The following is a 25,882-nucleotide window of genomic DNA, read 5'->3' as shown; positions in this document are numbered from 1 at the left end:
AACGGTTGAAACCATGTCCCTCGCCTCCCCGACCTCCCTGGTGCGCCCCCGGCCGCCGACAAACGCACTCGCGTTTCTCGCGCGCTTTGCGCCGCTGATCTTTCTCCTGCTGCTGATGGCGCTGTTCACCTTCCTGGCACCGCGGTTCCTGTCGTCTCTCAACCTCTTCAACGTCCTGCGCCAGGTTTCCATCTTCGGCATCGTCGCGGTCGGGATGACCTTCGTCATCCTGACGCGCGGCATTGACCTTTCGATCGGCGCATTGATCGCACTGACCGGCCTCGTCGCGGCGGTGGTGGCCAAGGGCGGGGTCACCGGCCGCTTCGAACTGACGTCGGGAGGCATTGGCCTCGCGTGGTACTGGGCGGCATTGGCCGCGATCCTCGTCGGCGGCATTGCCGGCGCGCTGCAAGGTGTCTTTGTCGCCAAATTCACCGTTCCGGCCTTCGTCGTGACGCTTGGCGGCATGACGATCTTTCGCGGCCTCGCCCTGATCATTGGCAATGGCGGCCCGATCAGCGGCTTTGACGAAAACTTTGGCTGGTTTGGACGCGGCATGGTTGGCGCGGTCCCTGTTCCCGTCATCGTCTTTCTCGTGGTCGTCGTCATCGCGGGGGTGGTGCTGCATTCCACGCGCTATGGCCGCTCCGTCTACGCCATCGGCTCCAACCCCGAGGCGGCCCGGCTCTGCGGCCTAAACGTCAACCGCACGCTGATCAGCGTCTATGCGCTGACCGGCCTCTGCTCCGGCCTCGGCGGCTTCCTCCTCGCCTCGCGGCTCAATTCAGCCGAGGCGGTTGCTGGCAGCCAGTACGAACTCAACGTGATCGCCGCTGTCGTCATCGGCGGCACCAGCCTCTATGGCGGCACCGGCAACATTGCCGGCACCGTGATCGGCACGTTGCTGATCGGTGTCCTCCTGAACGGTCTCGTGATCCTCAATGTCTCGCCCTATGTGCAGCAGTTGCTCATCGGCGCGATCATCATCGGTGCGGTCACGTTTGATATCCTCATCAAGAAGTACAAGCGATGAGCCGCGCCATCTTTCTGACCGGAACGGCGAGCGTTGAGCCGCCGGTCCAGCCCCTCGCCGCCGGCCCGCTCTCGGCCAGCTATGATCGCGGCGCCCTGCGCTGGGTTCGCTGGCACAGCCGTGAAATCCTGCGCGGTCTTTCGTTTCTGGTCCGCACGCCAGGATGGGGAACGCCTGACGCTGAAATCTCCGACCTCACGATCGAGCAGGACGACGATTTCTTCGCGCTGGAATGCGCAGCACATTACCGCAACGGCAGTTCGGTCCTCTCGGCCAGGATCCGCTTTGCGGCATCGACCAACGGAACGCTCGAAGCCACCGCAACCATCCTGCCCGCGACGGATTTCGAGACGAACCGCACCGGATTCGTCGTGCTGCATCCCCTTGATGGCGTCGTCGGCCAGCGCCTTGCGGTCGAGCATGCATCGGGCGGGCGGGAAGAATTTGTCATGCCGGAAGCCATCAGCCCCGGCCAGCCGCTGCTCGACATCCGCGCCATCACGCATTCCCCGGAGCCTGGACTCTCGGTCGAAGTCCGTTTCGCGGGCGATGTCTTCGAAATGGAAGACCAGCGCAACTGGTCCGATGCCTCGTTCAAGACCTATAGCCGTCCGATCGGCCTTCCCTATCCCTACCGGCTCGAGGCGGGTACGCCGACACGGCAATCCGTGACGATCACGATCAAGGATGATGTCGAGCGCTCAGCGGTTTCCGGCGCGGCGGACGACGCAGCAGTCGCCGAAGTCGCTGTCGGCGCGCCAACGGGCGTGCCCCTGCCCCGCATCGCCGTCGGTCTGCCAGCCCGTCTTGCTGCGGAATCGCTGGCCGCCGCCCCGCAACTCGCGCTGCTTGCGGGCGCGCGCCTGCTGCTCCGCTACGACCCGGCGGCAGGTGACGTACCTGATGATATCGAGGCGGCGGGCAAACTGGCTAGCGCGGCGGACCTTCCTGTCTCGTTCGAGCTTCTCATCACTGCCGAAGCCGATCCGCGCCCGGAGGTGGCCGCGGCAGCACGGCTCCTCGCTGGAGTTGGCATCACCCCGCTGTCGGTCGCGGTGTTCCCGAAAGTCGACGAGGCGTCGTTTCAGCCCGGCGAGGCGCGCCCACCCGCGCCAAACGAGCCGGCGATCCATCAGGCAGTTCGCGAGTCCTTTCCGGGCATCCCGGCTGGCGGGGGCTCGCCGGCCTTCTTCACGGAGCTCAATCGCAAGCGCCCACCTCCGGGCACGTTCGATTTCATCACGCATGCGACGGCGCCGACCGTCCATGCTGCGGATGATCTCTCCGTGATCGAAACGCTGCAGTCGCTGCCGCATATCCTCCGTTCGGCAGGGCAGATCGCTGGCGACGCGCCGCATCATATCGGCCCGATCGGCATCGGCGCACGGCTCAACCCATATGGACCCGGACCGACACCCAATCCGCAGAATCGCCGCGTCGGCCTTGCCGATGCCGATCCGCGCCAGCGCGCCCTCTTGGGTGCCGCCTGGCATGTCGGCTACGCCGCTACCGTTGCAGCGTTTGGCATCGATACGCTCGCTCTCGGCGCGCCGGTGGGCCCATTCGGACTGGTATCGACCCCGCAAGCCTATGCCCGCCCATGGTGGGACGGTGCGGCGGAGACGGGCGTCTATCCGCTGTTCCATGTCGTCGCCGATCTCGCCGCTGCCGCCGGCAAAGAGCGGCTGGCAGTTGACGTCTCGCATCCCTCCATCGCGGCGCTCGGCTGGATCTTGAATGGCAATCGGCAACTCCTGCTCGCGAACCTCTCGGAGCGTGCAGTCACGGTGAGACTGACAGGCCTCGGCGCGGCTGGGGTTCGCACGCTCGACGCCGCGCATTTCGAAAACGCGGCGACACGACCAGAGGCGTTCCGCAGCGGCACGAACGCGCTTTCTGCAAGTGGAACACTGGAGCTCGACGCCTACGCCGTTGCCATGATTTTCGAGGGCGAGACACCATGACGACACGCTTGAAAGGCGCCGTCATCGGCTGCGGCTTCTTTGCGCAGAACCACCTGCATGGCTGGGCGGAGTTCGACGATGTCGAGATCGTCGCCGTGTGTGATCTCGATGACGCCAAGGCCAAGGCGGCGGCGGAAATATTCGGGATCGCACGCGTCTATACCAGCGCCCAGGCCTTGTTCGAGACCGAGGTACTCGACTTCGTCGACATCCCCACGACGATGGAAATGCATGAGCCGCTGGCCGGGTTGGCCTTTGCACATGGTGTGCCGGTGATCCTGCAGAAGCCTTTCGCGCCGGATCTCGATGCCTGCAAGCGCATCGTCGCCGCGGCCGAGGCCGCCAATGTAACGTTGATGATCCATGAGGATTTTCGGTTTCAGAACCTCTTCCGCAAGGTTCGCGACATTGTCGACAGCGGCGAACTTGGCCGACTGACCTTTGGTCGCCTGTCCTGGCGCACCGGCATCAACGTCTATGCCAACCAGCCCTACCTGGTTCACGTCAAACGCTTCATCATCATGGATGTTGGTGTCCATCTCCTCGATCTGGCGCGTTTCCTGTTCGGCGAGGCGAACAGCGTTTTCTGCCGGACGCAACAGATCAAGACGGGCATCGCCGGCGAGGACGCTGCCATCGTCCTGCTCGGTCACGACAATGGCGCGACCTCGATCCTCGACTTCAGCTACGCCACCAAGCGCGATCCAGATCCGTTCCCGCAGACCCTCGGCGAGATCGAGGGAACCGACGGCACACTGATCATCGGCGCCGGCGGAACCCTGACCCTGCATGCGAATGGCGCGACCCGGACCATCGCCGTTCCTCACGACTGTCGCGGCTGGACCAGCGAGCCTTGGACCCAGATCCAGGACAGCGTCGTCCATACCCAGCGCCATTTCATCGACAGCCTACGGCGCGGCATCGAGCCGGCGACCTCCGGTCGCGACAGCCTTGCGACCTATGCACTGCTCGAGGCGGCCTATCTCTCGGCAGCCAGCGGCGCGCTTATTCATCCCGACCGGTTTCCGCGAGAGCCAGCATGACCCTTTTCCCAACCCGCCAGCTTGGCTCGACCAACCTCCGCCTGCCCGTCTTCGGTGTCGGCACCTGCCCGCTCGGCGATCTCTTCGAAGCCATTCCGGAAGCGGATGCCAGCGCCACCCTGGAAGCCGCGTGGGAGAACGGCATCCGCTTTTACGACACCGCACCCTGGTACGGCCTTGGCCAAGGCGAGCATCGCACCGGACGAGCGCTCTATCGCCGGCCGCGCGAAGACTTCGTGCTTTCGACAAAGGTCGGACGCCGGCTCTTCCGCCCACGTGACCGCGCAAGCTTCGACGGTTCGAAGTGGAAGGGCGGCCTCGCCTTCGATCATGTGCATGACTACAGCTACGACGGAATCCTGCGGTCCTATGAGGACAGCCTGCAGCGGCTCGGGATCAACAAGGTCGACATCCTCTATATCCACGATCTCGACACCGGCTATTTCCCTGACGAGACCGACCTGTTGGCCCGGCTCGGAGAACTCGAAAAGGGCGGCTTCCGCGCACTCGACGAGTTGAAGGCTTCCGGCGAGATCGGCGCCATCGGCGCCGGCATCAACGAACGCGGCATGATCAACCGCTTGCTCGACCGCTACCCGCTCGACGCCTTCCTGGTTGCCTCGCGCTATACGCTGCTGGAACAGACAATCTATGCCGACGAATTGCTGCGGGCCGAGCGTGAGGGCGCCGGCATCGTCATTGGCGGGGCGTTCAACTCCGGCATTCTGGCGACCGGCGTCTCCGGCGCTGCGCGCTACGAATATGCGGCAGCCCCTGCCTCCGTGATCGAGCGCGTAACCCGGCTCGAGGCGGTGGCCAGCCGCCATGGCGTGCCGCTCGCGGCTGCGGCTCTCCAGTTTCCATTCGGTTTCAAGGCGGTGGCGAGCGTACTGAATGGCCCTTCGAGCACACGCGAGATCATCGAGAATGTCCAGCACGTCCGGCATCTGATCCCGGACGACTTCTGGCAGGAACTGCGCGCCGAGAACCTCATCGCGGAAGACATCCCGCTACCCGCGGCGCCCGCCCACGCAGCGGTCTGAGCCGCCCAGCACGAAATCCGAACTTTCGCCAGACCGTTTCTCGGTCCCCCAAACATCTTGAATCGTCCTCGTCGGAGCAAAACTCATGGCTCGTATCGTCGATACGCTCTTTTCACTTGAAGGTAAGACGGCACTCGTCACCGGCGCCGGCGGCGCGATCGGGCGCGTGCTCGCCAAGGCGCTGGCCGATAGCGGCGCAACGGTCGCCCTGCATGATTTCGACGACGCGCGGCTTGAATCGGCCCGCAAGGAAGTCGAGGCCGCCGGCGGCAAGGTCTTGACCTTCAAGGCCGATTTGACCGACGCCAAAGCCTGCCGGACGCTCGTCGACGAGGCCCACGCCGAGCTCGGCCGGCTCGACATCCTTTTGAATAGCGCTGGAACGAACCGTCGCAAGCCGATCGTCGACGTGACGCCGGAAGATTTCGACGCGATCATCGACGTCAATCTGCGCAGCATCTATTTCCTGAGCCAGGCCGCGCAGCCGCATATGGCCGCACAGGGCGGCGGCAAGATCATCAATATCAGTTCGTTGAGCGCTAAACATGCGTTCAACACGATCTCGGTCTATGCCGCGTCCAAGGCCGGCGTCAGCCAGCTGACCAAGGCGATGGCGCGCGAATGGGTCGGCGACAATATCCAGGTCAATGCGATCGAGCCGGGCTTTGTGAAGACGGAGTTCACGCGCCCGCTCTGGGACGACGAATATCGTGCCGAATGGTTCGCCCGCTTCATCCCCGCGGGCCGGCTCGCTCATCCAGATGAGTTGATCGGCGCCACACTGCTACTGAGTTCGGCTGCCTCGTCCTACATCACCGGACAGGCCATCGTCGTCGACGGCGGCGTCCTTTCTGGCGCGACCTGGGTCAAGCCATAGCGGCATGTGGCAGGCACGACCGATCAGGCGCGCTCCCCCTAGCTGGAAACCGCCTCACCGGCGCAGAGCGCGGCCCGACTTCAGACTTCCGTCGTCGAGCCGCTCGATGGGGCCAGAATCGCTGCGGTCGCTCAGGACCTCAGGATGGCTGGCCCCCATTTGTTCAGCGTCCGCGGATCCTGCGGCCAGTCGATCACCTCGCGATCGTAGATCGTCTCGAGCTCTCCGGAGATTTCGATCCAGTTTCCGTCGGGGTCCGTGTAGAAGACGAAGAGATTATTTCCCGGTCCATGACGGCCCGGCCCCCAGTTCAACAGCTGACCGTTCGCGGCGAACCGGTCGCAGAACTTCTTGATCGTCTCGAAGCTGCCCGCCTCATAGGAGTGATGATCGACACCGGTCCGGTTCGATTTGAAGCAGGCGATGGTATGATGCTCATGGTTAGTAGTCGTGAAGACGGTCGCCAGATCGCCATTAGCATGCAGAACGCGATCCGACAGGAAGAAGCCCATGCGATCGACGTAGAACTCCTTGAAACCCGGCAGGTTCTGGGTAGCGAAGGTCAGATGCTGCGTCGGCGCGTGCAGTCCTTCATGCCCGGGCTTGTAAGCAACCGTGCGCTCGATGGCCACGCCGATACACAGAAGATGACCGTCATAGTCGCGAACCGCAAAGGCATCATCTCCAAAATAGGGCGAGATGCTGGGAAGAATCTCGATGCCGTTCGTCTCCGCTCGGGCCCTTAGAGCGGCGAGGACCGCCGCGTCCCGGCAGGCCAATCCTGCATAGGCGAGCTTCTTGTCCTCGCCCTGCACGGCAACGAATCGGCGCAAGGGTCCCTCGCAGCGGAATTCGGCGGGCCCGACTTCGATCAATGTCATGTCCATATTGGCGGCATAGAATTCTGCGAGCCGCCTCGGGTTCGAACTCTCGAACGCGACGTGATGCAGATAGGCACCGGCCTGAACGGGATTGTGCGACATGGGAGCCCTCTTCGCGTCCATTCTAGTTATCTTAATGAGAGAAATTTGCATACTGTATGGCCATAATTATCGATATTCGGTAATTAAGTCCATAGAGCTACGAGGATAGAGTACCGAGCCCTCACGCTTTGGGGATGACAGGGGCCTTGCAGCTGCGGCGTGCAATTCTACCCGCCCGTCAGGGGCATCGCGGCCGCCTGTCGGGAATTGTCGAGATCGTGTGAGGATGGGATACCGTCATTCGACAAATTGATGAGCGGTGCAGCTACGGGGCGATGACTCGATGATGGGGATCACGCGATATACGCGCATATTGGCGCTGTTCGACGAGAACAGGCCGTCTCTGACCGTAGCCGAGATGTCGGAGGCACTCGAGACATCGGCCAGCACGCTCTATCGGCTGGTCCGCGAAATGGTCGCCGTCGAGATGCTCGAGAGCACCGTCGAATCGCACTATCGGCTTGGGCCACTATTTGTCGAATATTACCGCAGGATCGTGCTGACCGATCCCCTCATCCGATCGGGCACAAAATTCCTGGAGCCATTGGCGACGCAGGCTGGCGTCGCTTGTACGGCCATTCTGGCCCGCCTCTATGGCAAGACCGTCATGTGCGTGGCCGAGCACCGCATGCCTGCCGCGACCTTCAAGACGAGTTACGAATTGGGGCGCCCGATGCCGCTTCTTCGGGGCGCGACGTCCAAAGCGGTGCTGTCCTCGCTGCCGAAACGCAACATCACGGCGCTTCTGGCCGATAAGGCGAGCGAGGAGACGCGTGAAGCGCTTGCCGCTTCGTTCGCAGCCATCCGCAAGTTTGGATTTTGCGAGACGCGCAGCGAGGTTGACCGCGACTTGATCGGCATCGCGGCTCCGCTGCGCAATGCCGAACTTGGCATCAATGCGTCTGTCTCGGTAATTATAGAGGCGCGCTCGCTGACGACGGAAACGCAGCCCCAGATATATACGGCCGTAACGGCGACGGCACGAATGATCGAGGGGTTCATGGCCGAGCAGCTTGGCTGAACGCGCAGCTCTCCCGATACCACTTCATGGCCATGCCGCGAAGGAAAGCGGCTCCCGTGTAGTGCGCGCCACGGGACCGCTTTGACGGTAGGCACCCGGCGTCACACCGGTCAGCCGCTTGAAGAAGCGGTTGAAATAGCTCGGATCACGAAAACCAAGGCTGTAGCCGATCTGCTCGACCGACAAGTCGGTTTGCTCGAGGCGGGATTGCGCCTCCTCGAGCAGGCGGACATGGATCAGCGCCAAAGGCGTCTCCCGCGTGGCGCGCAGGCAGGCATCGTGTAAATGAGCGCGGGTTACGCCGAGCCGATCGGCATAGTCGTCAACGCCGAGATTTTCGCGGTAGTGGAGCTCGATGAGCTGGCGGAAACGCTGAACCGTCGTCACCCCGCTCCCGCGTTGGGCCGTCGCAGCCCCTCCGCCAGAGGCGCGCCACAGGTGGAGCATGACGACGCCGAGGTGCAGCGCCATCATCGCTGCGCCTCCCGCTTGCGGTTCGCGCGATTCCCGGATGAGCGCATTGAGCGACACCCCAATTTCGGCGAGCTGCAGCGCGATCCGGTCGCTGGGCGCAACCACCACTCGCTCGAGCATCGGCCGCAGATGGGTCGCGACAGGGCTGTCGCCGATGATCCGCCAGACAAAGTCCTCTGCGATCATCGCTGTGATGCCATCGCCGCCGGCCTCCAGGCGAAACTCTCCGGCAACCGGGAGCGGCAGCCACAGCATGACCGGCGCCAGCAGGTCCATCCGGTGGCGGTCGACCCCGATGAACACGGCCCGGCCGTGCAGAACGCAGAACAGCTGGCAATGATGACGCTTTTCCCGATCCGAGATTGACCAACTGCGCTCGGCAAGTCCCGTCTCTATCTTCGACGCAACCACGGCAGCGCCAGCACGCTGAAGCCGGTCGGCTCTCAAGGGGGCTGATGATGCGATGCGGGCGCTGACCATGACGGGCGGGAACCTCGACGGAAACCACTCGAACTATCCAGGAAAGTGCTATTTATGTCGAGAATAATGCATTCCTCTATCTGCCGCGCTGAGGCTTACTGATCATCGTCAATCCAGCCAAAGAACTGGATGGTCGGAGGAAGCGAACAGCGAACGGACTTTTGCCTTTCGAGGAGCAAGGCGAAGCAAACGTTCCCTTCAGAGTGCAGCAGATTTTTCCGTAAACGTCCCGGCGACGGAGACGGGCAATTTGATGACTTCATTGAGACCGGAAGCGACTGTTTCCGGCGCCGGATTTCTGCGGCCTGTCGTCGGAGGAGGACGCTGTGCTCGATGTTCCGTTGCTTCTGCGCGATCACGACATGCCGGCCTCGGATGGCGGTACGTTTGATCGGCTGAATCCCGTCACGCGTGAGATTGCAAGCCGCGCCGCTGCGGCAACGCTCGCAGATGCGACTGCGGCGGGCTTTGCGTCGCAGCCATTCCGAATTCACCGAGCTGCGCTGGATCACGGTTTCGAGCCAGCCGGGAGACTACCCGATCCAGCGCCGGCTCTCGGCACATGGGGAACGAACAGGGAGGAAACAATGTCTAGTCATTCGAACCATGAGGCATGCCTGCGCCCCAACCGCCGCCAATTGATGGCCGGGATAGGTGCTGGCGGATTGATGCTCGCAACACAGGGGCGCGCGTTCGCCGCCGGGGCGGACAATATCATCAAGGTCGGCTTCGTCAGTCCGCGCACCGGTGCCTTGTCCGGCTTCGGCCAGACCGACGGCTATGTTCTCGATCTGGCGCGCAAGTCTCTAGCCAAGGGTCTAGCGATCGGCGGCAAGACCTACGAGGTCCAGATCATCGATGTCGATACGCAGTCGGATCCCTCGCGCGCCAGCCAACTCGCCAAATCGCTGATCAACAGCGATCAGGTCGATCTGATCCTCGCGATATCGACGCCGGAGACCATCAATCCCGTTGCCGATGCCGCCGAGGCGGCGGGCGTTCCGTGCCTATCGACAGTCATGCCTTGGGAGGCCTGGTATTTCGGCCGCGGCGCCAAGCCGGGCGCGCCCTCGCCGTTCAAATGGACGTATCATTTCGGTTTCGGCGTCGGCGAATTCTACAAGATGTACGTCTCGCAGTTCGGCCTTATCGAGACGAACAAGAAGGTCGGCGTGCTCTATCCGAACGACGCGGACGGCAATGCGATCCGCGCCAATCTTGTCCCGCTGCTCGAGAAGTCCGGGTTTACTATCATAGATCCGGGCGCTTACGAGGATGGAACAACCGACTATTCCTCCCAGATATCGCTGTTCAAGAAGGAGAAGGTCGAGATCTTCAACTCCTTCCCCATCCCGCCGGATTTCGCTGCTTTCTGGCGCCAGGCGGCGCAGCAGGGCCTCCGCAAGCAATTGAAGATCGCGCAGCTCGCCAAGACAGGCCTGTTTCCGGACGGCGTCGAGGCGCTCGGCTCGCTGGGCTACAATCTCGGCAACAACGCCTATTGGCACAAGACCTTCCCCTACACCTCATCGCTCACGGGCATTGGCGGCGAGGCGCTTGCCAATGGCTATGAAGAAAGCTCCGGCAAGCAGTGGACGCAGCAGCTTGGCGCCACTCTCTCGCTTCTCGACGCCGGATTTACCGCGCTCAAAGCAAGCACCGATCCCAAGAGCAAGGCGGACATCGCCAAGGCGATCAGCACGCTGAACACGGTCACCATCTCCGGCAAGGTCGACTTCACGAGCGGCCCGGTGCCGAACGTTTCGCCGGGTCCGATCGTCGGCACGCAATGGGTCAAGGCAGCCCCGGGCTCGAAGTTCAAGCTCGACTTCGTCGTCACTGACAATGCGACGGACTCGAAGGTCCCGATCGCGGCCAAGCTGCTGCCGCTCAACGGCTGACAGGACGGACCTTCCGCGTCGATGCGCGGGAGGTCCACCCTCCCCTTCCTGTCGCGATGACAGAACAGACCCGAATGGATCAAAGCGTGAGCGAGGCAAAAGGCAAGCCGATCATAACGGTCTCTGGATTGCACAAGCGCTTCCGTGCGCTGGTCGTTCTGGACGGGATCGACTTTTCGATGCGCGCCGACGAGGCGGTCGGAATTGTCGGCCCTAACGGCGCCGGCAAGACGACGTTCCTGAGCGTGCTCGTGGGTGCGCATCCTCCGACCAGCGGCACGATCGACCTCCTCGGCGAGGACGTCACCCATGTCTCGGCTTCGGAGCGTTGCCGGCGCGGCATCGTCCGAACGCACCAGATTCCGCGGCCCTTCGGCGGAATGACGGTGTTCGAGAACGTCTTCGTGGCAGCCGCGAATGGCGGCGGGTTTCCGCGTGACGAGGGTTATGAACGGGCGCTGGATTCGCTGCGCCTCTGCGGCATGTTCCATCTCTGCAACCGCCGCGCCGAGACGCTTGGCCTGCTTGACCGCAAGCGGCTCGAGCTGGCGCGCGCGCTGGCGACTAATCCCAAATTGCTTCTGCTCGACGAGATCGGCGGCGGACTGACGGATGGCGAGGCGAATGAACTCGTCGCCACGATCCGCGAACTGCGCCGGCGCGACATCGCGATCGTCTGGATCGAGCACATCGTCCATATCCTGCTCGAAGTGGCTGATCGCCTTGTTTGCATGGACCAGGGCCGCATCATCGCCGACGGTGATCCCGCGACGGTGATGAAGACGCCTGCCGTGGTCGAAGCCTATCTTGGAGGAAGCGCGGAATGAGCCTCCTCGAGATCAGGAACCTCGACGTCCGCCATGGCCTGCTGCAGGCGGTGCGCGGCGTCGACCTTTCCGTTGAAAAGGGCGAGACGATCGCGCTCGTCGGCGCCAACGGTGCAGGCAAGACGACGCTACTCCGCGCGATCGCCGGCGCCCATCTTCCGGCGGGCGGCAACGTGCGTTTTGGCGGAACGGATATCACGCTCGTTCCCTCCCACAGCCGCGTTGGGCTCGGTATCGCGCTGGTCCCGGAAGGCCGGCGCCTGTTCAGCCAGATGACCGTCGAGGAAAACCTGATCCTGGCGCGCTCTGCCGGCCGCAAGGGGCCCTGGACGCTCGACCGGGTCTTCGAGGCCTTTCCCAATCTCGTACCGCGGCGCAAGGCAAAGGCGGGCAATCTTTCGGGCGGCGAGCAGCAGGCGACGGCGATCGGCCGCGCACTGATGACCAATCCGGAAATCCTGCTGCTCGACGAGGTCTCGCTCGGCCTGTCGCCGCTTGCCGTCGACCGCGTCTACGCATCGCTCGATACGCTCATCCATGGCGGCACGACAATCGTGCTGGTCGAGCAGGATCTGCGCCGTGCCATGCGGGTGGCGGACAGGATCGTCTGCATGCTGGAGGGGAAGATCGTGCTGGAAGGCAAGCGCGGCGAGATCACGCGCGAGCAGGTATCCGAAGCCTATTTTGGCCTCGGCATCGCCAAGGGGAGGCTCAGCGCATGATGATTTGGGTCAACCAGATCGTGCAGGGCATCCTGCTCGGCGGTTATTACGCCGTGATCGCCTGCGGTCTCTCCTTCATGTTCAGCGTGATGCGCATGATCAATTTGGCGCATGGCAGCCTCGCCATCGTCGCCGCTTTCGCACTCTACGTGCTCGCCGACCAATACGGCTTCAATCCCTTCAGTGCGCTGATCCTCGTGCTGCCTGCCATGGCGGTTCTCGGCTGGGTCCTGCAGCGGACGATCCTGGAGCGGAGCCAGCGCGGCGGGATGCTGGTACCGATCCTCTCGACCTTCGGCCTCTCGATCGTGCTCGACAACCTCCTGTTCGAGCAGTTCGGCGCGGACACCCGTTCGCTCGCCCCGTTCATCGACGAGCTTTCCTATGACAGCTGGACGATCACTGACGACCTCTACATCGGCAAGCTGGCGGCGCTGACCTTCGTCGCCGCGGTCGTCATTCTCGGCGGGCTGCAACTTTTCCTGACCCGGACGCAGCTCGGGCGTTCGATCCGCGCCACGGCCGAGGATCCGGATACGGTCGGCCTCATCGGCATCAATGCCAAGCGCGTCAATGCTGCAGCTGCGGCCATCGCGCTGGTGACGGTAGGCATTGCCGGCGCCTTCCTCGGCATGCGCGCTACCTTCGATGCCTATGCCGGCGGACCGCAATTAATCTTCGCCTTCGAGGCGGCCGTCATCGGCGGCGCTGGTTCGCTCTGGGGCACGCTCATCGGCGGCATCGTGCTCGGCGTGGCGCAGAGCCTCGGTGCCCAGATCAGCCCACAGGGCTTCCTGATCACCGGTCACATCGTCTTCCTCGCCGTGCTGTTCGGCCGTCTCCATCTCGACACGATCGGCACTAAGTTCCGCAAGACCGTGAGGCGTTCCGCATGAGCCAGGATCCCACCGTCCGGGTCGAGCGATGGACGCTGCAGTCGCGCATCTCCATCCTTGCCGCAGCGATCATCCTCGCCATCCTCGCAACAGGGCCGTTCTTCTTCGGCAACAACGCGATCGACAAGCTGACGACGCTGTTCATCTACGTCATCCTCGCGGTGACATGGAACGCACTCGCCGGCTATGGCGGTCTCGTCTCCGTCGGACAGCAGGCCTTTTTCGGGCTCGGCGCCTATGCCGCCGTGCGGCTCGCCGATGCCGGCCTCAACGTCTATGTGTCGCTTGTGCTCGCGGCCGTCATCATCGCGGCCGTATCGCTGCCGATCTCCAGCTTCATGCTGCGGCTGAGGGGCGGCGAATTCGCGATCGGCATGTGGGTTGTGGCCGAACTCTGCCACCTTCTGGTTAATCTCGACAGTCTGGTGCAGGGCGAGACGGGCACCTCATTGATCGCGCTCAACGCCTACGACGCCGACACGCGGCACGCGCTCAACTACTGGGTAGCGCTCGGCTCGATGACGGCCATCCTTGTCATCCTGTTCGTCCTGCTCCGCAGCCGCATCGGCTCGGCGATCCAGGCGATCCGCGACAATGAGGAGGCAGCAGCGTCTCTCGGCGTCCGCGTGATGGGAACGAAGCGCATCATCTATGTCTTCGCCGCCTTCGGCGCGGCGCTGGCTGGGGCTCTCTGGCTCTCCACCGCGATCACCTTCCAGCCCAAGACCTATTTCGGCGTCCAGTGGACCGCCTACATGATCTTCATGGTGCTGGTCGGCGGCCTCGGAACCTTCGAAGGCGCGATCCTGGGCGCGCTGATCTTCTTCCTGATCGAGACGTGGTTCGGTGGCAGCGGCGTCTGGTACCTGATCGGGCTCGGCGCCACCGCCCTCGTCTTCTCGCTGTTCGTGCCGCGCGGCATCTGGGGCTGGCTGGAGCGCCGCTTCGGCCTCGGCCTGCTGCCGCTCGGCTATCGCATTCTCGGCGTCCCGTCGGCCACCCGCATGCAAACACCGGATGACGGCGGGATCGGCGCAGCGCCCTCGGTCGGCACGCCCTAGCCGCATTTCAAGACAACGGAAACGAAAGACAGAACCATGCTGTTCGGCAAGACCATTCTCATCACCGGCGTCGCCTCCGGTATCGGCGCCCGCACGGCAGAGCTCGCGCTAGCCTTCGGCGCGGATGTTATTGGCGTCGACAGGAACGTTCCGGCTGCACCGCTGCAGTCATTCATCAAGGCCGATATCTCGTCGCCGGAATCGATCGCAGAACTGGTCTCCCGTTTGCCGCAACGCATCGATGCACTGGCCAATGTTGCCGGCGTTTCCGGGACACTCGGCGACGCCAAAACGATCGCGATCAATTTCTATGGTCTTCGGGCGCTGTCCGAGGCCGTCGCGCCGCATATCCGCGAGGGTGGCGCCGTCGTCAATGTGGCCTCTGTCGCCGGCTATGGCTGGCGCGCCAATCTCGAGCGGGCGAAGGGTCTCGTCGGCGTGCAGGGCTTCCCGGATCCCGACCAGATCGTCAAGGAATTCGCGATCGCGGAAGGCGAAGGCTATCCCATCTCAAAGGAGGCGCTGCTGCTCTGGACGCAGCGCGCTGCACATCAAGCCCTGTTCCGCGACCGCGGCATTCGCGTCAACGCCGTCAGCCCCGGCCCGGTCACGACGCCGATCCTCAACGAGTTCCGCAAGGTATTCGGCGATGCACGGGTCGACAGCGATATCACGCGCGTCGGCCGGGCTGGCAGCGCGCCAGACATCGCACCCGCGATCCTCTTCCTCGCCTCCGACGGCGCCCGTTGGATCAACGGAGCCAACCTCCCGGTCGATGGCGGCCTCGAAGCCTCCATCAATGCGGATGTCCTCGGCTTCTGAGCCGTCGGCCCTATCCATGCCCAGCCATACGCGGCTGACATCCTGAAGCAGGAGAGAACCATGAAGATCGGTTTCATCATCGATGGCGAAGCAGCAGATGCCGCCTCCGGCGCCACCTTCGACCGCAAGGACCCGGTGACCGGCGCGGTGGCAACCAGCGCCGCAGCGGCGGGCCTCGCCGATGTCGATGCGGTCGTCGCGTCGGCCGCCAAGGCGTTCGAAAGCTGGTCCGAGACCGGCCCCAGTGAACGGCGCGCACTGCTCATGAAGGCGGCGGACCTGCTGGAGAGCCGCGCGGCCGATTTCGTCAAACTCATGCTGGAAGAGACCGGCGCCACAGCTCCTTGGGCGGGGTTCAACGTGCATCTCGCCGCCGGCCACCTGCGCGAGGCTGCGGCTCTCACGACCCAGATTACCGGTGAAATCATCCCTGCCGACAAGCCCGGCATCCTCTCGCTCGCCATTCGCCAGCCGGCCGGCGTCGTGCTCGGCATCGCGCCCTGGAACGCGCCGATCATCCTCGGTGCGCGAGCAATTGCCGCTCCGCTTGCCTGCGGCAACACGGTCATCCTGCGGTCGTCAGAGGCCTGCCCCGGCACGCACCATCTGATCGGCCAGGTGATGAACGATGCCGGCTTCCCGAAGGGCGTGGTGAATGTGATTTCACACGCTCCAGCCGACGCACCGACCGTTATCGAGGCGCTGATCGCGCATCCCGCGATCCGACGGGTCAACTTCACAGGATCGTCCAAGGTTGGAAGGATCATCGCCAAGCTCGCGGCCGAACACCTGAAGCCCGTGCTGCTGGAACTCGGCGGCAAGGCACCGTTTCTCGTGCTCGACGATGCCGATATCGATCAGGCCGTTTCGGCGGCCGCGTTCGGCGCCTTCCTGCACCAGGGCCAGATCTGCATGTCGACGGAACGCATCATTGTCGACGAAAAGGTCGCCGACGCGTTTGTCGCGAAATTCGCGGCGAAGGCGGCTTCGTTGCCCGCCGGTGATCCGCGTGGCCATGTGGTTCTCGGATCGCTCATCGACCTCAAGGCTGCCGAGCGGATGGACGAATTGATCGCGGACGCTGTTTCCAAGGGCGGCATCCTCGTCGCTGGCGGGAAACGCACTGGCACGGTCGTCGAGGCCACCGTGATCGACCGCGTGACTCCGAACATGCGCGTCTATTCGGAAGAGGCCTTCGGTCCGGTGAAGCCGATCGTTCGCGTCAACGGTGTCGACGAGGCCGTGCGGGTCGCTAACGACACCGAATACGGCCTCTCCTCCGCCGTGTTCGGACAGGACATCAAGCGCGCGCTCGCAGTCGCAAAACGGATCGAGAGTGGCATCTGCCACATCAACGGACCGACCGTCGCCGATGAACCGCAAATGCCTTTTGGCGGTGTGAAGTCGTCCGGTTATGGCCGTTTCGGCAGCAAGGCCGTGATCTCCGAGTTCACGGAGTTGCGGTGGGTCACGATCGAAGGGTCGCAGCAATATCCGTTCTGACCAAGCGCCAACAGCGCCGGCTCACACGGAGCCGGCGCGACCCGCCAAGACCGCGCGAACCGATTGGACAAAGAGCTGGACCGGCAGCGTTGGCGGCACGTCGGCGCGCGTCGTAAGGCCGACGGGACCCTGCGTGTCCGATGTGTCTGCCGGCAGCATCGCGAGAAAGCCATGCGTCACATCCTCGATGACCACGCCCTTCGAGATGATCCAGACCGCATCGGATGCGCGGACATAGCTGCGCGCGAAGGCGTCCGACACGGTCTCGATCTCCCCCGCGACGAGAGGTCCGACCGCATGGGCGACGAGAAAGCGGTCGACGATCGGCCGGATGATCGACCCTGGCGGCGGCATCAGCATCTGGAAGCCGCTGATCGCGCCGATATCGAAGCCGGGGCCCCCCAGCAGCGGATGACCGGGCCGGACAATCAGAGCGATTGCTTCCGAATAGAGATGCTCGAAGGCAAAGCCGCGCATGGTCTCCGGTTCGGCCATGCGGCCGATGACGAGATCGACATCGCCGACGCGCAGCTGCGACATCAGGAAAGCATTGGGCCCGGTGATGATGCGCGGCTTCATGCCGAGACGCTGGGCGCTGAAATGCAGCACGGCGGACGGCAGGATGCTCGCCGAAACGGTGGGCAGCGCTCCGATTGTGAAGGCGACGGTGCTGTCCGGTTGAACCACCGAACGCACACCCTGCTTGAGCGATGTCAGGCTCGCGCCGACATAGCGCTGAAACACGTCGCCATAGGCCGTGAGGATCAGATTGCGGCGGCTGCGATCGAAGAGTTCGACCCCCAGGATCGTTTCCAGTTCCTGGATCGTCTTGGAGGCGGCGGGCTGGCTGAGGCCGAGCACGGACGCCGCCTGGACGACGCTCTTCAGCCGCGCGACTTCCAGGAAGCACACAAGATGGCGCAGCTTGATCCGCGCATCGACAAGCTCGCCGCGCATGCTGTCAATCATCATAACTCCTGAGTTATATGGATCAGCCAATATCTCATTTTACATGAATATCCGCAGGGGCTAAGCCTGCTGTGTCACTTTGCTTCGGACCTCGATCTGCCATGGCGTTTTCGCTGCTGAACCATCAGGTGATCCATTGGACCGAGACCGGGCGGGTCGGTGGCCCGGCAATCCTGTTCGTCAACTCTCTCGGCACGGATTTCCGGATCTGGGACGAAGTCGTCGCCCGGCTCGGCCAGCGTTGGCGCATGGTCCTGCACGACAAGCGCGGCCACGGACTTTCCGACGCGCCTGCCGGTCTCTATTCCATCGACGATCACACCAACGATTTGCTCGCCCTCGCCGATCACCTGAAACTGGATCGCTTTGCACTGGTCGGGCTTTCGATCGGCGGTTTGATCGCGCAAAATCTGGCGCTCCGCGCACCGGAACGCCTTGCGGCGCTGGTTCTGGCCGATACGGCGTGCAGGATCGGCACTACCGAGAGCTGGAATGCCCGGATCGACGCCGTCAGGCATGGCGGACTTGAGCCGATCGCCGACGCGGTCATGGAGCGCTGGTTCACGCCAGCCTTCCGCGAAACGAATCCCGTGCAGCTCGCCGGCTGGCGCAATCTGCTGCTCCGCACCCCGCCAAAGGGCTATGTCGGCAGCTGCGCGGCAATCCGCGACGCCGACTTGACCGAGCGGATCGGTGCCATCGCCGTGCCGACGCTCGTCGCCGCCGGCGACCAGGATCTCTCGACGCCCCCCGATCTCGTCCGGGCCACCGCAGATCGCATAGCCGGCGCCCGGTTCGAGACCATCGCATCGTGCGGCCATATCCCGCCGGTCGAGCAGCCCGCTGCTCTCGCGGCCCTCATCGCCCGCCATCTCGAGGAGAACGGACATGTCTGAGCCGACCGAGCGCTACAAGACCGGCATGGAGACGCGCCGCACGGTTCTGGGCGCCTCCTATGTCGACGCGGCCGTGGCGTCGACCACCGCGTTCAACGCCGACTTCCAGACCCTGATCACCGAGAGCGCCTGGGGCTCGGTTTGGTCGCGCGATACGATCTCAAGACGCGAACGTTCAATGCTGACCATCGCGCTTCTGGCAGCGCTCGGCCATCATGACGAAGTCGCGATGCATATCCGCGCGACCCGGAACACCGGCGCCAGCATGGACGACATCAAGGAAGCGCTCCTGCATGTCGCGATCTATGCCGGCGTGCCCGCGGCGAACCACGCCTTCAAGATTGCCGCGAAGACATACGCGGAAATGGACGCCGAAGCGAAGACCACAGGCTGACGGCGGAGGATCGGGAGGAGGTCCACTCATGCGAAACGACAATGCATCCTATCAGGACGGCGCGTTCTTTCAGCGCGACCGCGCCTGGCATCCCCCAGCGTTCACCCCCGAATACAAGACTTCCGTGTTGCGCTCTCCGCAGAAGGCGCTGCTTTCGCTCGGCAACACGATCTCGGAGATGACGGGCCCGGTCTTCGGCCATGACATGCTAGGCCCGCTCGACAACGACCTCATCCGCAACTACGCGACGACGGGCGATCCGATCGGTCCTCGCATCATCGTGTATGGCCGTGTTCTGGACGAGAATGCACGACCGGTGCCGGGCGCGCTCGTCGAGTTCTGGCAGGCCAATGCAGGCGGCCGCTATCGCCACAAGAAGGAAACCTATCTGGCGGCGATCGATCCAAACTTTGGCGGCTGCGGACGCACCATCACCGACGAGGAGGGGCGCTACTGGTTCAGGACCATCAAGCCGGGCGCCTATCCCTGGCCGAACGGGGTCAACGACTGGCGGCCGGCCCATATCCACTTCTCGGTCTTCGGCCACGCTTTCGCCCAGCGGTTGATCACGCAGATGTATTTCGAGGGGGATCCGATGATCTGGCAATGCCCGATCGTCATGAGCATCCCGAGCCGCGAAGCGGTGGAGACGCTGGTGGCAGCGCTCGACCGCGCGGCATCGCTGCCGATGGACACCCTCGCCTACAAGTTCGACATCGTGCTGCGCGGAAGCCGCGCGACGATGTTCGAGAACCGCAAGGAGGGCAATTGATGGTCCAGAAGCTCGGAAGGCTCAAGGAGAGCCCGTCGCAGACCGCCGGCCCCTATGTTCATATCGGCACCAACCCGAACTTCATCGGAATCCACGGCCTCTATGCCGCCGATCTCGGTTCCGAAACTGTTCCCGAGGCCGTCAGGGGCGAACGGATTGTGGTGACTGGCCGTGTCTTCGATGGCGGCGGCAACATCCTGAAGGACGCGCTGATCGAAATCTGGCAGGCAGACGCCGATGGCCTCTATCCCGGACGTGGCGAGCATCGCGGCGCTGCTGATCCTGCGTTCACCGGCTGGGCCCGCCAGCCAGTAGACGGCGTGACTGGCGATTTCCGCTTCGAAACGATCAAGCCCGGTTCAGCCCCCTATTTCGACGGCCGGCCGATGGCGCCGCACATCACGTTCTGGATCGTGGCGCGCGGCATCAATATCGGCCTGCACACACGGCTCTATTTCGGTGACGAGGAAGAGGCCAATGCGACAGATCCGGTGCTGACCCGGATCGAGCATCGCGGCCGCGTCCCGACGCTGATCGCAGCGCGATCCGACGACAGCGGCCAGCCCACCTACACCTTCGACATTCATCTTCAGGGTGACAAGGAAACAGTGTTCTTCGACATATAGCGGGCAGCGCGTGGGCATGAGGTCCACCGCCCGTCGCACCGCTCACCCCGATCCGAACGGAAACCATGACGACCAGCCTGCTCAGCGCACTCGCCGGCGACGCGGCGATCGAGGCCTTCTTTTCCGAAGGCAGCGAGATCGAGGCCATGCTGGCCTTCGAGACGGCGTTGGCCGGTGCCGAAGCTGACGCTGGGATCATCCCATCCGAGTCTGCCGCTGCCATCGCGGCGACCTGTCATGCGTTCCGGCCGCCGCTCGACGCGCTTCGGGCCGGCATGGCGAAGGATGGCGTCGTCGGGCCTTCCTTTGTCGCACTGCTGCGGACGGCAGTAGGTGAGCCGCACGGCAAATGGCTGCATTTCGGGGCGACCAGCCAGGATCTCGTCGATACCGCGCTCATCCTGAGGCTGAAGCCGATCATTGCCGAACTCAGCGCTCGTCTTGCGGCCTTGATCAGCGCGCTTCGACACCTGCAGGAGATCAATGGCGGTGTCGCCCTCATGGCTCAGACGCGCATGCAGCGGGCGCTGCCGTTCACGGCCGCTGACAAGATCGATACGTGGCTGCGGCCGCTGGAGCGCGATGAGGCGCGACTCGCCGAAATCACGCCGCGACTGCTCGTCGTGCAATTTGGAGGGCCGGTCGGCACCCGCTCCGGCCTCGACGGCAAGGGCGATTTAATCGCGGAGAAGCTGGCGGAACGTCTCGGTCTTTCCGCGGCTCCGGCCTGGCATACGGCGCGCGACAGCATCATCGAATGGGGCGGCTGGCTTTCGCTCGTGTCGGGGACACTCGGCAAGATCGGCGCCGATATCGCACTGATGGCGCAGAACGAAGTCGCCGCCGTCCAGATCGCCGGCGGCGGCGGTTCGTCCGCCATGCCACACAAATCAAACCCCGTCGACGCGGAGGTCCTGACCGCCCTCGCCCGCTTCAATGCCGGCCTTGCCGGCACGCTGCACCAGGCGCTGGTCCATGAGAACGAACGCTCCGGCGCGGCATGGACGCTGGAATGGCTGGTCCTGCCGACGATGGCCATCACGACGGGAGCGGCGCTGCGACACGCCGCGCAATTGATCGCAGCGATGCAATTCCTGCCTGACGCCGAACCCGATCAGCCGTCGGATCGATAGTCCGACGGCGACCGACCGGCGCGTGCGGCAAAGAAGCGCGAAAAATAGGCCGGATCGGAAAATCCAAGCCCGAAAGCGATCTGCGAAACGCTCATCGAGGTATAGACGAGATGTCGCCTCGCCTCGAGCATCAGCCTGTCATGAATGACGCGGATCGCGGACCGGCCAAGCGTTTCCCGGCAACAGCGCGTCAGGTGTGGCACTGAGACGCCGAGCTGGCGCGCATAGGCTTCCAGCGGCAGATGATTGCGAAATTCCGCCTCGATGCACTCGACAAAACGCCGAACAAGGACCGAGCGACTGTCGGCTGAAGGCTCGAGCGAGACCGAGGCTTCGAGCGCCGCCCGGGCGAACCAGGTTGCCAGCAGCATCGCATAGGCCTGCAGTCCGATGTCTCGGCTGCGCGCATTGCGGGCGAACTCTGCAAGTCCCGCCCGCATTATGCCATGCAAGGCGCCAAAAGCGTCCGATTCCTCAGGGTTATCGAACGCACGCGGCCGCGCGAGTGCTGACGCAGCCCCTGGATCCGCCTCCAGCGACCGGCGGAGCGTCGCCTCCGCGACACTGGCGACATAGCCTTCCGTTCCTGTCTCGAACCAGAACTCGTGAATGACGAAGGGCGGGATGAGCATCGCCGTGCCGGGGCCGAGCGTGAGCGCCTCGCCATCGATCCGCGCCCTGCCGCCACCGCCAACGATGAGAAAGAACTGGTGCATGTCCTGATGCCGATGTGGCTGGATGCGCCAGTTGTTGATGGCGCTGCGAGCATCGATCGTCTCGATATGCAGCGCATCGGGAAAGCGGTCCTCACGCCGTTCGCCATAGAGCCAATAGGCCGGAACTGATGTCGACGACATAGCGCATCCATGCTCGATTTGTCCAAGAGGCTGCGCGAATGCTCCATTCCCGTCAAGTCGGGATCGACCGACACTGCACCAACTGCGATGTCGGCCTCGCCTGTCGTCGCAAGGGGAGGATAAGACATGCGAACTCAGGTCGCGATCGTGGGCGCGGGCCCATCAGGACTTCTGCTCGGCCAATTGCTGTCGTTGCAGGGCATCGACAACGTCATCATTGAACGCAAGAGCGGCGACTATGTTCTCTCGCGCATCCGTGCCGGCGTTCTCGAACAGGGCATGGTGGCGATGCTCGAAGACGCACGCGTCGCCCAACGGCTGCACCGCGACGGCCTCGTCCACGACGGCTTTTCGCTCGCCTTCGACGGCCGCCGCCATCGCATTGACCTGAAGGGGCTGACAGGCGGCAAGACGGTGACGGTCTACGGCCAGACCGAAGTGACGCACGACTTGATGGCGGCGCGCGCTGCCATCGGCGCCACAACGATCTATGAAGCGGACGATGTCGCTCTTCACGATTTTGATGGCCAGTCCCCTCGCATCACCTTCGTGAAAGATGGGGTGTCGCACGCGATTGAATGCGACTTCATTGCCGGCTGCGACGGCTTTCACGGCGTCTCGCGCCGCAGCCTTCCGGATGGAGCGGTCCGGGAATTCGAGCGGATCTACCCGTTTGGCTGGCTCGGGCTTCTCGCCGATGTGCCTCCCGCCGCACATGAGCTCGTCTATGCAAGCTCCGACCGTGGCTTTGCATTGTGCTCGATGCGCTCGATGACGCGCAGCCGCTATTATGTCCAGGTATCGCTTGAGGAAAAGGTCGAGGACTGGTCGGACCAGCGGTTCTTCGATGAGCTTCGTCGTCGCCTGCCGGCTGACGTGGCAGAAGCGGTCACGACGGGCGCGTCGATCGAGAAGAGCATTGCGCCGCTGCGCAGCTTCGTCGCCGAGCCGATGCGCTTCGGCCGGCTCTTCCTCGCCGGTGACGCGGCTCATATCGTTCCGCCCACCGGCGCCAAGGGGCTGAATCTCGCCGCCAGCGATATCCACTACCTGTCGCAGGGCCTGATCGAGCACTATCGTGACAAGTCGGATGCGGGACTTGACGCTTATTCCAACCGGGCGCTCGCCCGCATCTGGAAGGCGGAGCGGTTCTCCTGGTGGATGACAAGCCTGCTGCATCACTTTCCGGCCAACACGCCGTTCGAGCAGCGCATGCAGCGGGCCGAGTTCGACTATATCGCGACCTCACCCATCGGCTCGACCGGCGTGGCCGAGAACTATGTCGGGCTGCCCTACTAGGCCGCCGAACGCGCGATGGAGAGCCGGCGGAAAGCCAAATCTCTATGGCGTCCGCGCGCGATAGAGGATCGCTATCGCCTTGGCAGCGTCTGTCGCCGCTTTCTCGATGTCTGCTGTGCTGGGCTCCGGACCAAGAGCCCAAAGGCGCTTTTCATAGAGATCGGTCTCGGCAATCGCCTTGAGGCGCAGCGCCGCCGCTGGAATGTCGGCGATCTGCAGCGCGCCGGAACTCGCGATCTGCGCCAGCCTCGCTTCCAACCGATCCAATGTGAGCCGGGGGCCGTTCTCGTAGAAGATCCGCCCGAGCTCCGGGAAGCGGGGGGCTTCGGCAATCACAAGCCGATTGATGGCCACGACGTCGGGCGACAGCACCAGTTGCAGATAGGCGCGAGCCAGTGCGGCAAGCGCCGCCTCGACATTCTCGACGGGATCGTCGGCATCGGCCAGCGATGCGAACGGCTCACGCCCGGCCTCGACGACATAGGCTTCGAACAGAGCCTCTTTGGTCGGGAAGTGATTGTAGAGAGTCGACTTCGATCCCCCTGCCTCGGCGGCGATGCGGGCCATGTTCACGGCGCCGAAGCCGTGCTCGCGAAAAAGGCCACCCGCCGTCGCGATGAACTGACGGCGCTTCGTCTCACTTTTAGGCCGCAAGGCAGCTCCTCTCCGTACACATCCGTACGCCTATTATTGACGGATATCGCCGGCAGATGTAAGCCAAATAACCGTACAAAGTTGTACAGTTTGGAGGAACCGATGACCGTGCCATTCCCTGCGGAGCCTGAGTTTTCGGGCGCCCTCTACGAACCTGCCCGATTTGAGGGCGACGTCTTCGACCTGATTGTCGAGGGCAATCTGCCGGCCACGATTGATGGCGTGTTCTACCAGGTCGCTCCGGACCCCCAGTTCCCGCCGATGCTGGGCCAGGACATCTTCTTCAATGGCGACGGCTGCATCCATAGCTTCACGTTCCAGAACGGCCATGTCGACTTCCGGCGTCGCTATGTGATGACGGAGCGGCTGCTCGCCCAGCGGGCAGAGCGCCGGTCGCTGCATGGCGTTTACCGCAATACCTTTACCAACGACCCGTCGGTGGCCGGTATCTCCAACAGCACGGCCAACACCAATGTCGTGCGGCATGGCGGCCTTCTGCTGGCACTCAAAGAAGACAGCCCGCCTTACGCGCTTGATCCCGTCACCTTGGAGACACGTGGCCTTTGGGATTTCAACGGCCAATTGACCAGCGCGACCTTCACCGCACATCCCAAGATCGATCCAGAAACGGGAGACCTGCTCTGCTTCGGCTACGAGGCGAAGGGAGAGGCGACGCCTGACATCGTCTATTATGAGATCGACCGAACGGGCCGGAAGAAGCGGGAGACATGGTTGCGCGGTCCCTATGCCGCGATGATTCACGACTTCGCCGTTACCGAGAACTACGTGATCTTCCCACTGATGCCGCTCACCGCTGATCTCGATCGGATCAAGCAGGGCGGTCGGCACTTTCAGTGGCAGCCAGGCCTGGAACAGTTGTTCGGCGTCCTGCCGCGGAACGGCGAGGCGAAGGATGTCCGCTGGTTCACGGCGCCGAACGGCTTTCAAGGGCACACCCTGAATGCCTTCGACGATGGCAAGGGCCGCGTCTATGTCGACATGCCCGTGACGTCCGGCAACATCTTCTATTTCTTTCCGCAGTCCGATGGTCGCGTTCCGCCGCCCGAGACGCTGAAGTCACAGCTCACGCGCTGGACCTTCGATATGGGCCGGCCCGGCAACAACCTCGAATCGACGCCGCTGACCCAGTTCCCATGCGAGTTTCCCAAGAGCGACGACCGCTATATGGGCCGCCCCTATCGGCACGGTTTCGTCATCGCCTTCGATCCGGCCAAGCCCTATGACGGCGAGAGGCTCGGGCCGCCGCCATTCCAGTTTTTCAACATGCTGGCGCATGTCGATGTCGCGACGCAGAAGACCAAGACCTGGTTTTCGGACGACCAGACCTGCTTCCAGGAGCCCATCTTTGTTCCGAAGTCCGAGAACGCGGCAGAGGGTGAAGGCTATGTCATGGCGCTCGCCAACCGGCTTCGCGACCGGGTGACCGACCTGGTGGTGCTCGACGCCCAGCACCTCGACGAAGGCCCGATCGCGACGGTCAAGCTGCCCTTCCGCCTGCGCATGTCGCTCCATGGCAGTTGGGCGCCGGCCGAGCACTAGGCAAACGTCGAGCCGGGTCTCGCACCGATCCTTGATCGCCCGCCCCGGCTCCATCTGCCTCGCCCTGTCGGT

General features: G+C 63.6%; 25 protein-coding genes. 20 read left to right on the top strand and 5 right to left on the bottom strand.

Annotated features, from left to right (window positions below):
• The first annotated feature begins 13 nt into the window (after positions 1–13).
• The 5 genes from BUB39_RS20570 to BUB39_RS20550 all read left to right on the top strand — a co-directional run bounded on the left by BUB39_RS20570 (position 14) and on the right by BUB39_RS20550 (position 5,960).
• Positions 14–1,033 (top strand): ABC transporter permease, encoded by a 1,020-nt coding sequence (locus tag BUB39_RS20570; protein ID WP_073057542.1) that lies wholly within the window; start codon positions 14–16, stop codon positions 1,031–1,033.
• Positions 1,030–2,997, top strand: coding sequence for a D-apionate lactonase family protein (locus BUB39_RS20565; protein WP_073057539.1), 1,968 nt, complete (start codon positions 1,030–1,032; stop codon positions 2,995–2,997). The genes BUB39_RS20570 and BUB39_RS20565 overlap by 4 nt, the downstream gene beginning before the upstream one ends.
• Positions 2,994–4,040, top strand: coding sequence for a Gfo/Idh/MocA family protein (locus BUB39_RS20560; RefSeq protein WP_073057537.1), 1,047 nt, complete (start codon positions 2,994–2,996; stop codon positions 4,038–4,040). Before BUB39_RS20565 ends, BUB39_RS20560 begins: the two co-directional genes overlap by 4 nt.
• Positions 4,037–5,083, top strand: a complete 1,047-nt coding sequence (locus BUB39_RS20555) for an aldo/keto reductase (RefSeq protein ID WP_073057534.1) — start codon at positions 4,037–4,039, stop codon at positions 5,081–5,083. Before BUB39_RS20560 ends, BUB39_RS20555 begins: the two co-directional genes overlap by 4 nt.
• Positions 5,084–5,168: 85 nt before the next feature.
• On the top strand, positions 5,169–5,960 hold the full coding sequence (locus tag BUB39_RS20550; RefSeq protein WP_073057531.1) for an SDR family NAD(P)-dependent oxidoreductase: 792 nt from the start codon (positions 5,169–5,171) through the stop codon (positions 5,958–5,960).
• Positions 5,961–6,091: 131 nt separating this feature from the next.
• On the opposite strand, the gene BUB39_RS20545 is transcribed toward BUB39_RS20550, so the two are convergent.
• Positions 6,092–6,943 carry a VOC family protein gene (locus BUB39_RS20545; RefSeq protein ID WP_073057530.1) on the bottom strand — a complete coding sequence of 284 codons (852 nt, stop codon included), beginning with the start codon at positions 6,941–6,943 and terminating at the stop codon, positions 6,092–6,094.
• A gap of 283 nt (positions 6,944–7,226) precedes the next feature.
• On the opposite strand from BUB39_RS20545, the gene BUB39_RS20540 reads away from it, so the two are divergent.
• Complete coding sequence (locus BUB39_RS20540; protein ID WP_073057528.1) at positions 7,227–7,964, top strand: IclR family transcriptional regulator; 738 nt, start codon at positions 7,227–7,229, stop codon at positions 7,962–7,964.
• A gap of 24 nt (positions 7,965–7,988) precedes the next feature.
• Here the strand turns inward: BUB39_RS20540 and BUB39_RS20535 are convergent, their stop codons facing one another.
• Positions 7,989–8,918: a helix-turn-helix transcriptional regulator gene (locus tag BUB39_RS20535; RefSeq protein ID WP_084527764.1), complete on the bottom strand. Its 930-nt coding sequence runs from the start codon at positions 8,916–8,918 to the stop codon at positions 7,989–7,991.
• 587 nt (positions 8,919–9,505) lie between these two features.
• Between BUB39_RS20535 and BUB39_RS20530 the strand changes: the two genes are divergently transcribed.
• The 7 genes from BUB39_RS20530 to BUB39_RS20500 all read left to right on the top strand — a co-directional run bounded on the left by BUB39_RS20530 (position 9,506) and on the right by BUB39_RS20500 (position 16,650).
• A complete protein-coding gene (locus BUB39_RS20530) occupies positions 9,506–10,819 on the top strand; it encodes an ABC transporter substrate-binding protein (protein ID WP_073057600.1) in 1,314 nt (437 codons plus the stop codon).
• A gap of 74 nt (positions 10,820–10,893) precedes the next feature.
• Positions 10,894–11,646 carry an ABC transporter ATP-binding protein gene (locus BUB39_RS20525; RefSeq protein WP_073057526.1) on the top strand — a complete coding sequence of 251 codons (753 nt, stop codon included), beginning with the start codon at positions 10,894–10,896 and terminating at the stop codon, positions 11,644–11,646.
• Positions 11,643–12,368: an ABC transporter ATP-binding protein gene (locus tag BUB39_RS20520; protein WP_073057524.1), complete on the top strand. Its 726-nt coding sequence runs from the start codon at positions 11,643–11,645 to the stop codon at positions 12,366–12,368. The genes BUB39_RS20525 and BUB39_RS20520 overlap by 4 nt, the downstream gene beginning before the upstream one ends.
• On the top strand, positions 12,368–13,264 hold the full coding sequence (locus tag BUB39_RS20515; protein ID WP_073057599.1) for a branched-chain amino acid ABC transporter permease: 897 nt from the start codon (positions 12,368–12,370) through the stop codon (positions 13,262–13,264). Before BUB39_RS20520 ends, BUB39_RS20515 begins: the two co-directional genes overlap by 1 nt.
• A complete protein-coding gene (locus BUB39_RS20510; RefSeq protein ID WP_073057522.1) occupies positions 13,261–14,325 on the top strand; it encodes a branched-chain amino acid ABC transporter permease in 1,065 nt (354 codons plus the stop codon). Before BUB39_RS20515 ends, BUB39_RS20510 begins: the two co-directional genes overlap by 4 nt.
• A gap of 36 nt (positions 14,326–14,361) precedes the next feature.
• Positions 14,362–15,147, top strand: a complete 786-nt coding sequence (locus tag BUB39_RS20505; protein ID WP_073057521.1) for a coniferyl-alcohol dehydrogenase — start codon at positions 14,362–14,364, stop codon at positions 15,145–15,147.
• A 60-nt stretch (positions 15,148–15,207) separates the two neighbouring features.
• The gene (locus BUB39_RS20500; RefSeq protein ID WP_073057519.1) at positions 15,208–16,650 is read left to right on the top strand and encodes an aldehyde dehydrogenase; all 1,443 of its coding nucleotides are present in this window, start codon (positions 15,208–15,210) and stop codon (positions 16,648–16,650) included.
• A gap of 21 nt (positions 16,651–16,671) precedes the next feature.
• Here BUB39_RS20500 and pcaQ read toward each other — a convergent pair whose 3' ends face one another.
• Entirely contained in the window at positions 16,672–17,619 is a 948-nt protein-coding gene (pcaQ, locus tag BUB39_RS20495; RefSeq protein ID WP_244540326.1) for a pca operon transcription factor PcaQ, read from the bottom strand.
• A gap of 101 nt (positions 17,620–17,720) precedes the next feature.
• On the opposite strand from pcaQ, the gene pcaD reads away from it, so the two are divergent.
• From pcaD to BUB39_RS20470, 5 genes are all read left to right on the top strand, one after another.
• The gene (gene pcaD, locus BUB39_RS20490) at positions 17,721–18,515 is read left to right on the top strand and encodes a 3-oxoadipate enol-lactonase (protein WP_073057517.1); all 795 of its coding nucleotides are present in this window, start codon (positions 17,721–17,723) and stop codon (positions 18,513–18,515) included.
• Entirely contained in the window at positions 18,508–18,909 is a 402-nt protein-coding gene (gene pcaC, locus BUB39_RS20485; protein ID WP_073057515.1) for a 4-carboxymuconolactone decarboxylase, read from the top strand. The genes pcaD and pcaC overlap by 8 nt, the downstream gene beginning before the upstream one ends.
• A 28-nt stretch (positions 18,910–18,937) precedes the next feature.
• Positions 18,938–19,681, top strand: coding sequence for a protocatechuate 3,4-dioxygenase subunit beta (gene pcaH, locus BUB39_RS20480; RefSeq protein ID WP_073057512.1), 744 nt, complete (start codon positions 18,938–18,940; stop codon positions 19,679–19,681).
• Positions 19,681–20,307, top strand: coding sequence for a protocatechuate 3,4-dioxygenase subunit alpha (gene pcaG, locus BUB39_RS20475; RefSeq protein ID WP_073057510.1), 627 nt, complete (start codon positions 19,681–19,683; stop codon positions 20,305–20,307). The genes pcaH and pcaG overlap by 1 nt, the downstream gene beginning before the upstream one ends.
• Before the next feature lie 65 nt (positions 20,308–20,372).
• A complete protein-coding gene (locus BUB39_RS20470; protein ID WP_073057507.1) occupies positions 20,373–21,440 on the top strand; it encodes a 3-carboxy-cis,cis-muconate cycloisomerase in 1,068 nt (355 codons plus the stop codon).
• On the opposite strand, the gene BUB39_RS20465 is transcribed toward BUB39_RS20470, so the two are convergent.
• Entirely contained in the window at positions 21,422–22,297 is an 876-nt protein-coding gene (locus BUB39_RS20465; protein WP_073057504.1) for a helix-turn-helix domain-containing protein, read from the bottom strand. The two genes, BUB39_RS20470 and BUB39_RS20465, sit on opposite strands and share 19 nt — an antisense overlap.
• Before the next feature lie 126 nt (positions 22,298–22,423).
• On the opposite strand from BUB39_RS20465, the gene pobA reads away from it, so the two are divergent.
• Positions 22,424–23,596 (top strand): 4-hydroxybenzoate 3-monooxygenase, encoded by a 1,173-nt coding sequence (gene pobA / locus BUB39_RS20460; protein ID WP_073057502.1) that lies wholly within the window; start codon positions 22,424–22,426, stop codon positions 23,594–23,596.
• A 42-nt stretch (positions 23,597–23,638) separates the two neighbouring features.
• Here the strand turns inward: pobA and BUB39_RS20455 are convergent, their stop codons facing one another.
• Complete coding sequence (locus BUB39_RS20455; protein ID WP_073057499.1) at positions 23,639–24,250, bottom strand: TetR/AcrR family transcriptional regulator; 612 nt, start codon at positions 24,248–24,250, stop codon at positions 23,639–23,641.
• Between the two features lie 102 nt (positions 24,251–24,352).
• Here BUB39_RS20455 and BUB39_RS20450 point away from each other — a divergent pair, with 102 nt between their 5' ends.
• A complete protein-coding gene (locus tag BUB39_RS20450; RefSeq protein ID WP_073057496.1) occupies positions 24,353–25,810 on the top strand; it encodes a carotenoid oxygenase family protein in 1,458 nt (485 codons plus the stop codon).
• The last annotated feature ends 72 nt before the right edge of the window (positions 25,811–25,882 follow it).

Source organism: Kaistia soli DSM 19436, from assembly GCF_900129325.1.
GTDB lineage: Bacteria > Pseudomonadota > Alphaproteobacteria > Rhizobiales > Kaistiaceae > Kaistia > Kaistia soli.
The sequence above is the reverse complement of the archived record's forward strand: the minus strand, read 5'-3'. Positions and strand labels throughout refer to the sequence as shown.

Bases quoted from the DNA above. Each gene is read 5' to 3' on its own strand.
- pcaC (WP_073057515.1), top strand. From the start codon at position 18,508: ATGTCTGAGCCGACCGAGCGCTACAAGACCGGCATGGAGACGCGCCGC.
- BUB39_RS20505 (WP_073057521.1), top strand. From the start codon at position 14,362: ATGCTGTTCGGCAAGACCATTCTCATCACCGGCGTCGCCTCCGGTATC.
- BUB39_RS20565 (WP_073057539.1), top strand. From the start codon at position 1,030: ATGAGCCGCGCCATCTTTCTGACCGGAACGGCGAGCGTTGAGCCGCCG.
- BUB39_RS20500 (WP_073057519.1), top strand. From the start codon at position 15,208: ATGAAGATCGGTTTCATCATCGATGGCGAAGCAGCAGATGCCGCCTCC.
- BUB39_RS20530 (WP_073057600.1), top strand. From the start codon at position 9,506: ATGTCTAGTCATTCGAACCATGAGGCATGCCTGCGCCCCAACCGCCGC.
- pcaQ (WP_244540326.1), bottom strand. From the start codon at position 17,619: ATGATTGACAGCATGCGCGGCGAGCTTGTCGATGCGCGGATCAAGCTG.
- BUB39_RS20570 (WP_073057542.1), top strand. From the start codon at position 14: ATGTCCCTCGCCTCCCCGACCTCCCTGGTGCGCCCCCGGCCGCCGACA.
- BUB39_RS20540 (WP_073057528.1), top strand. From the start codon at position 7,227: ATGATGGGGATCACGCGATATACGCGCATATTGGCGCTGTTCGACGAG.
- BUB39_RS20520 (WP_073057524.1), top strand. From the start codon at position 11,643: ATGAGCCTCCTCGAGATCAGGAACCTCGACGTCCGCCATGGCCTGCTG.
- BUB39_RS20545 (WP_073057530.1), bottom strand. From the start codon at position 6,943: ATGTCGCACAATCCCGTTCAGGCCGGTGCCTATCTGCATCACGTCGCG.
- BUB39_RS20535 (WP_084527764.1), bottom strand. From the start codon at position 8,918: ATGGTCAGCGCCCGCATCGCATCATCAGCCCCCTTGAGAGCCGACCGG.
- BUB39_RS20550 (WP_073057531.1), top strand. From the start codon at position 5,169: ATGGCTCGTATCGTCGATACGCTCTTTTCACTTGAAGGTAAGACGGCA.
- pcaG (WP_073057510.1), top strand. From the start codon at position 19,681: ATGGTCCAGAAGCTCGGAAGGCTCAAGGAGAGCCCGTCGCAGACCGCC.
- BUB39_RS20450 (WP_073057496.1), top strand. From the start codon at position 24,353: ATGACCGTGCCATTCCCTGCGGAGCCTGAGTTTTCGGGCGCCCTCTAC.
- pcaD (WP_073057517.1), top strand. From the start codon at position 17,721: ATGGCGTTTTCGCTGCTGAACCATCAGGTGATCCATTGGACCGAGACC.
- BUB39_RS20465 (WP_073057504.1), bottom strand. From the start codon at position 22,297: ATGTCGTCGACATCAGTTCCGGCCTATTGGCTCTATGGCGAACGGCGT.
- BUB39_RS20515 (WP_073057599.1), top strand. From the start codon at position 12,368: ATGATTTGGGTCAACCAGATCGTGCAGGGCATCCTGCTCGGCGGTTAT.
- BUB39_RS20560 (WP_073057537.1), top strand. From the start codon at position 2,994: ATGACGACACGCTTGAAAGGCGCCGTCATCGGCTGCGGCTTCTTTGCG.
- BUB39_RS20555 (WP_073057534.1), top strand. From the start codon at position 4,037: ATGACCCTTTTCCCAACCCGCCAGCTTGGCTCGACCAACCTCCGCCTG.
- pobA (WP_073057502.1), top strand. From the start codon at position 22,424: ATGCGAACTCAGGTCGCGATCGTGGGCGCGGGCCCATCAGGACTTCTG.
- pcaH (WP_073057512.1), top strand. From the start codon at position 18,938: ATGCGAAACGACAATGCATCCTATCAGGACGGCGCGTTCTTTCAGCGC.
- BUB39_RS20510 (WP_073057522.1), top strand. From the start codon at position 13,261: ATGAGCCAGGATCCCACCGTCCGGGTCGAGCGATGGACGCTGCAGTCG.
- BUB39_RS20525 (WP_073057526.1), top strand. From the start codon at position 10,894: ATGGATCAAAGCGTGAGCGAGGCAAAAGGCAAGCCGATCATAACGGTC.
- BUB39_RS20470 (WP_073057507.1), top strand. From the start codon at position 20,373: ATGACGACCAGCCTGCTCAGCGCACTCGCCGGCGACGCGGCGATCGAG.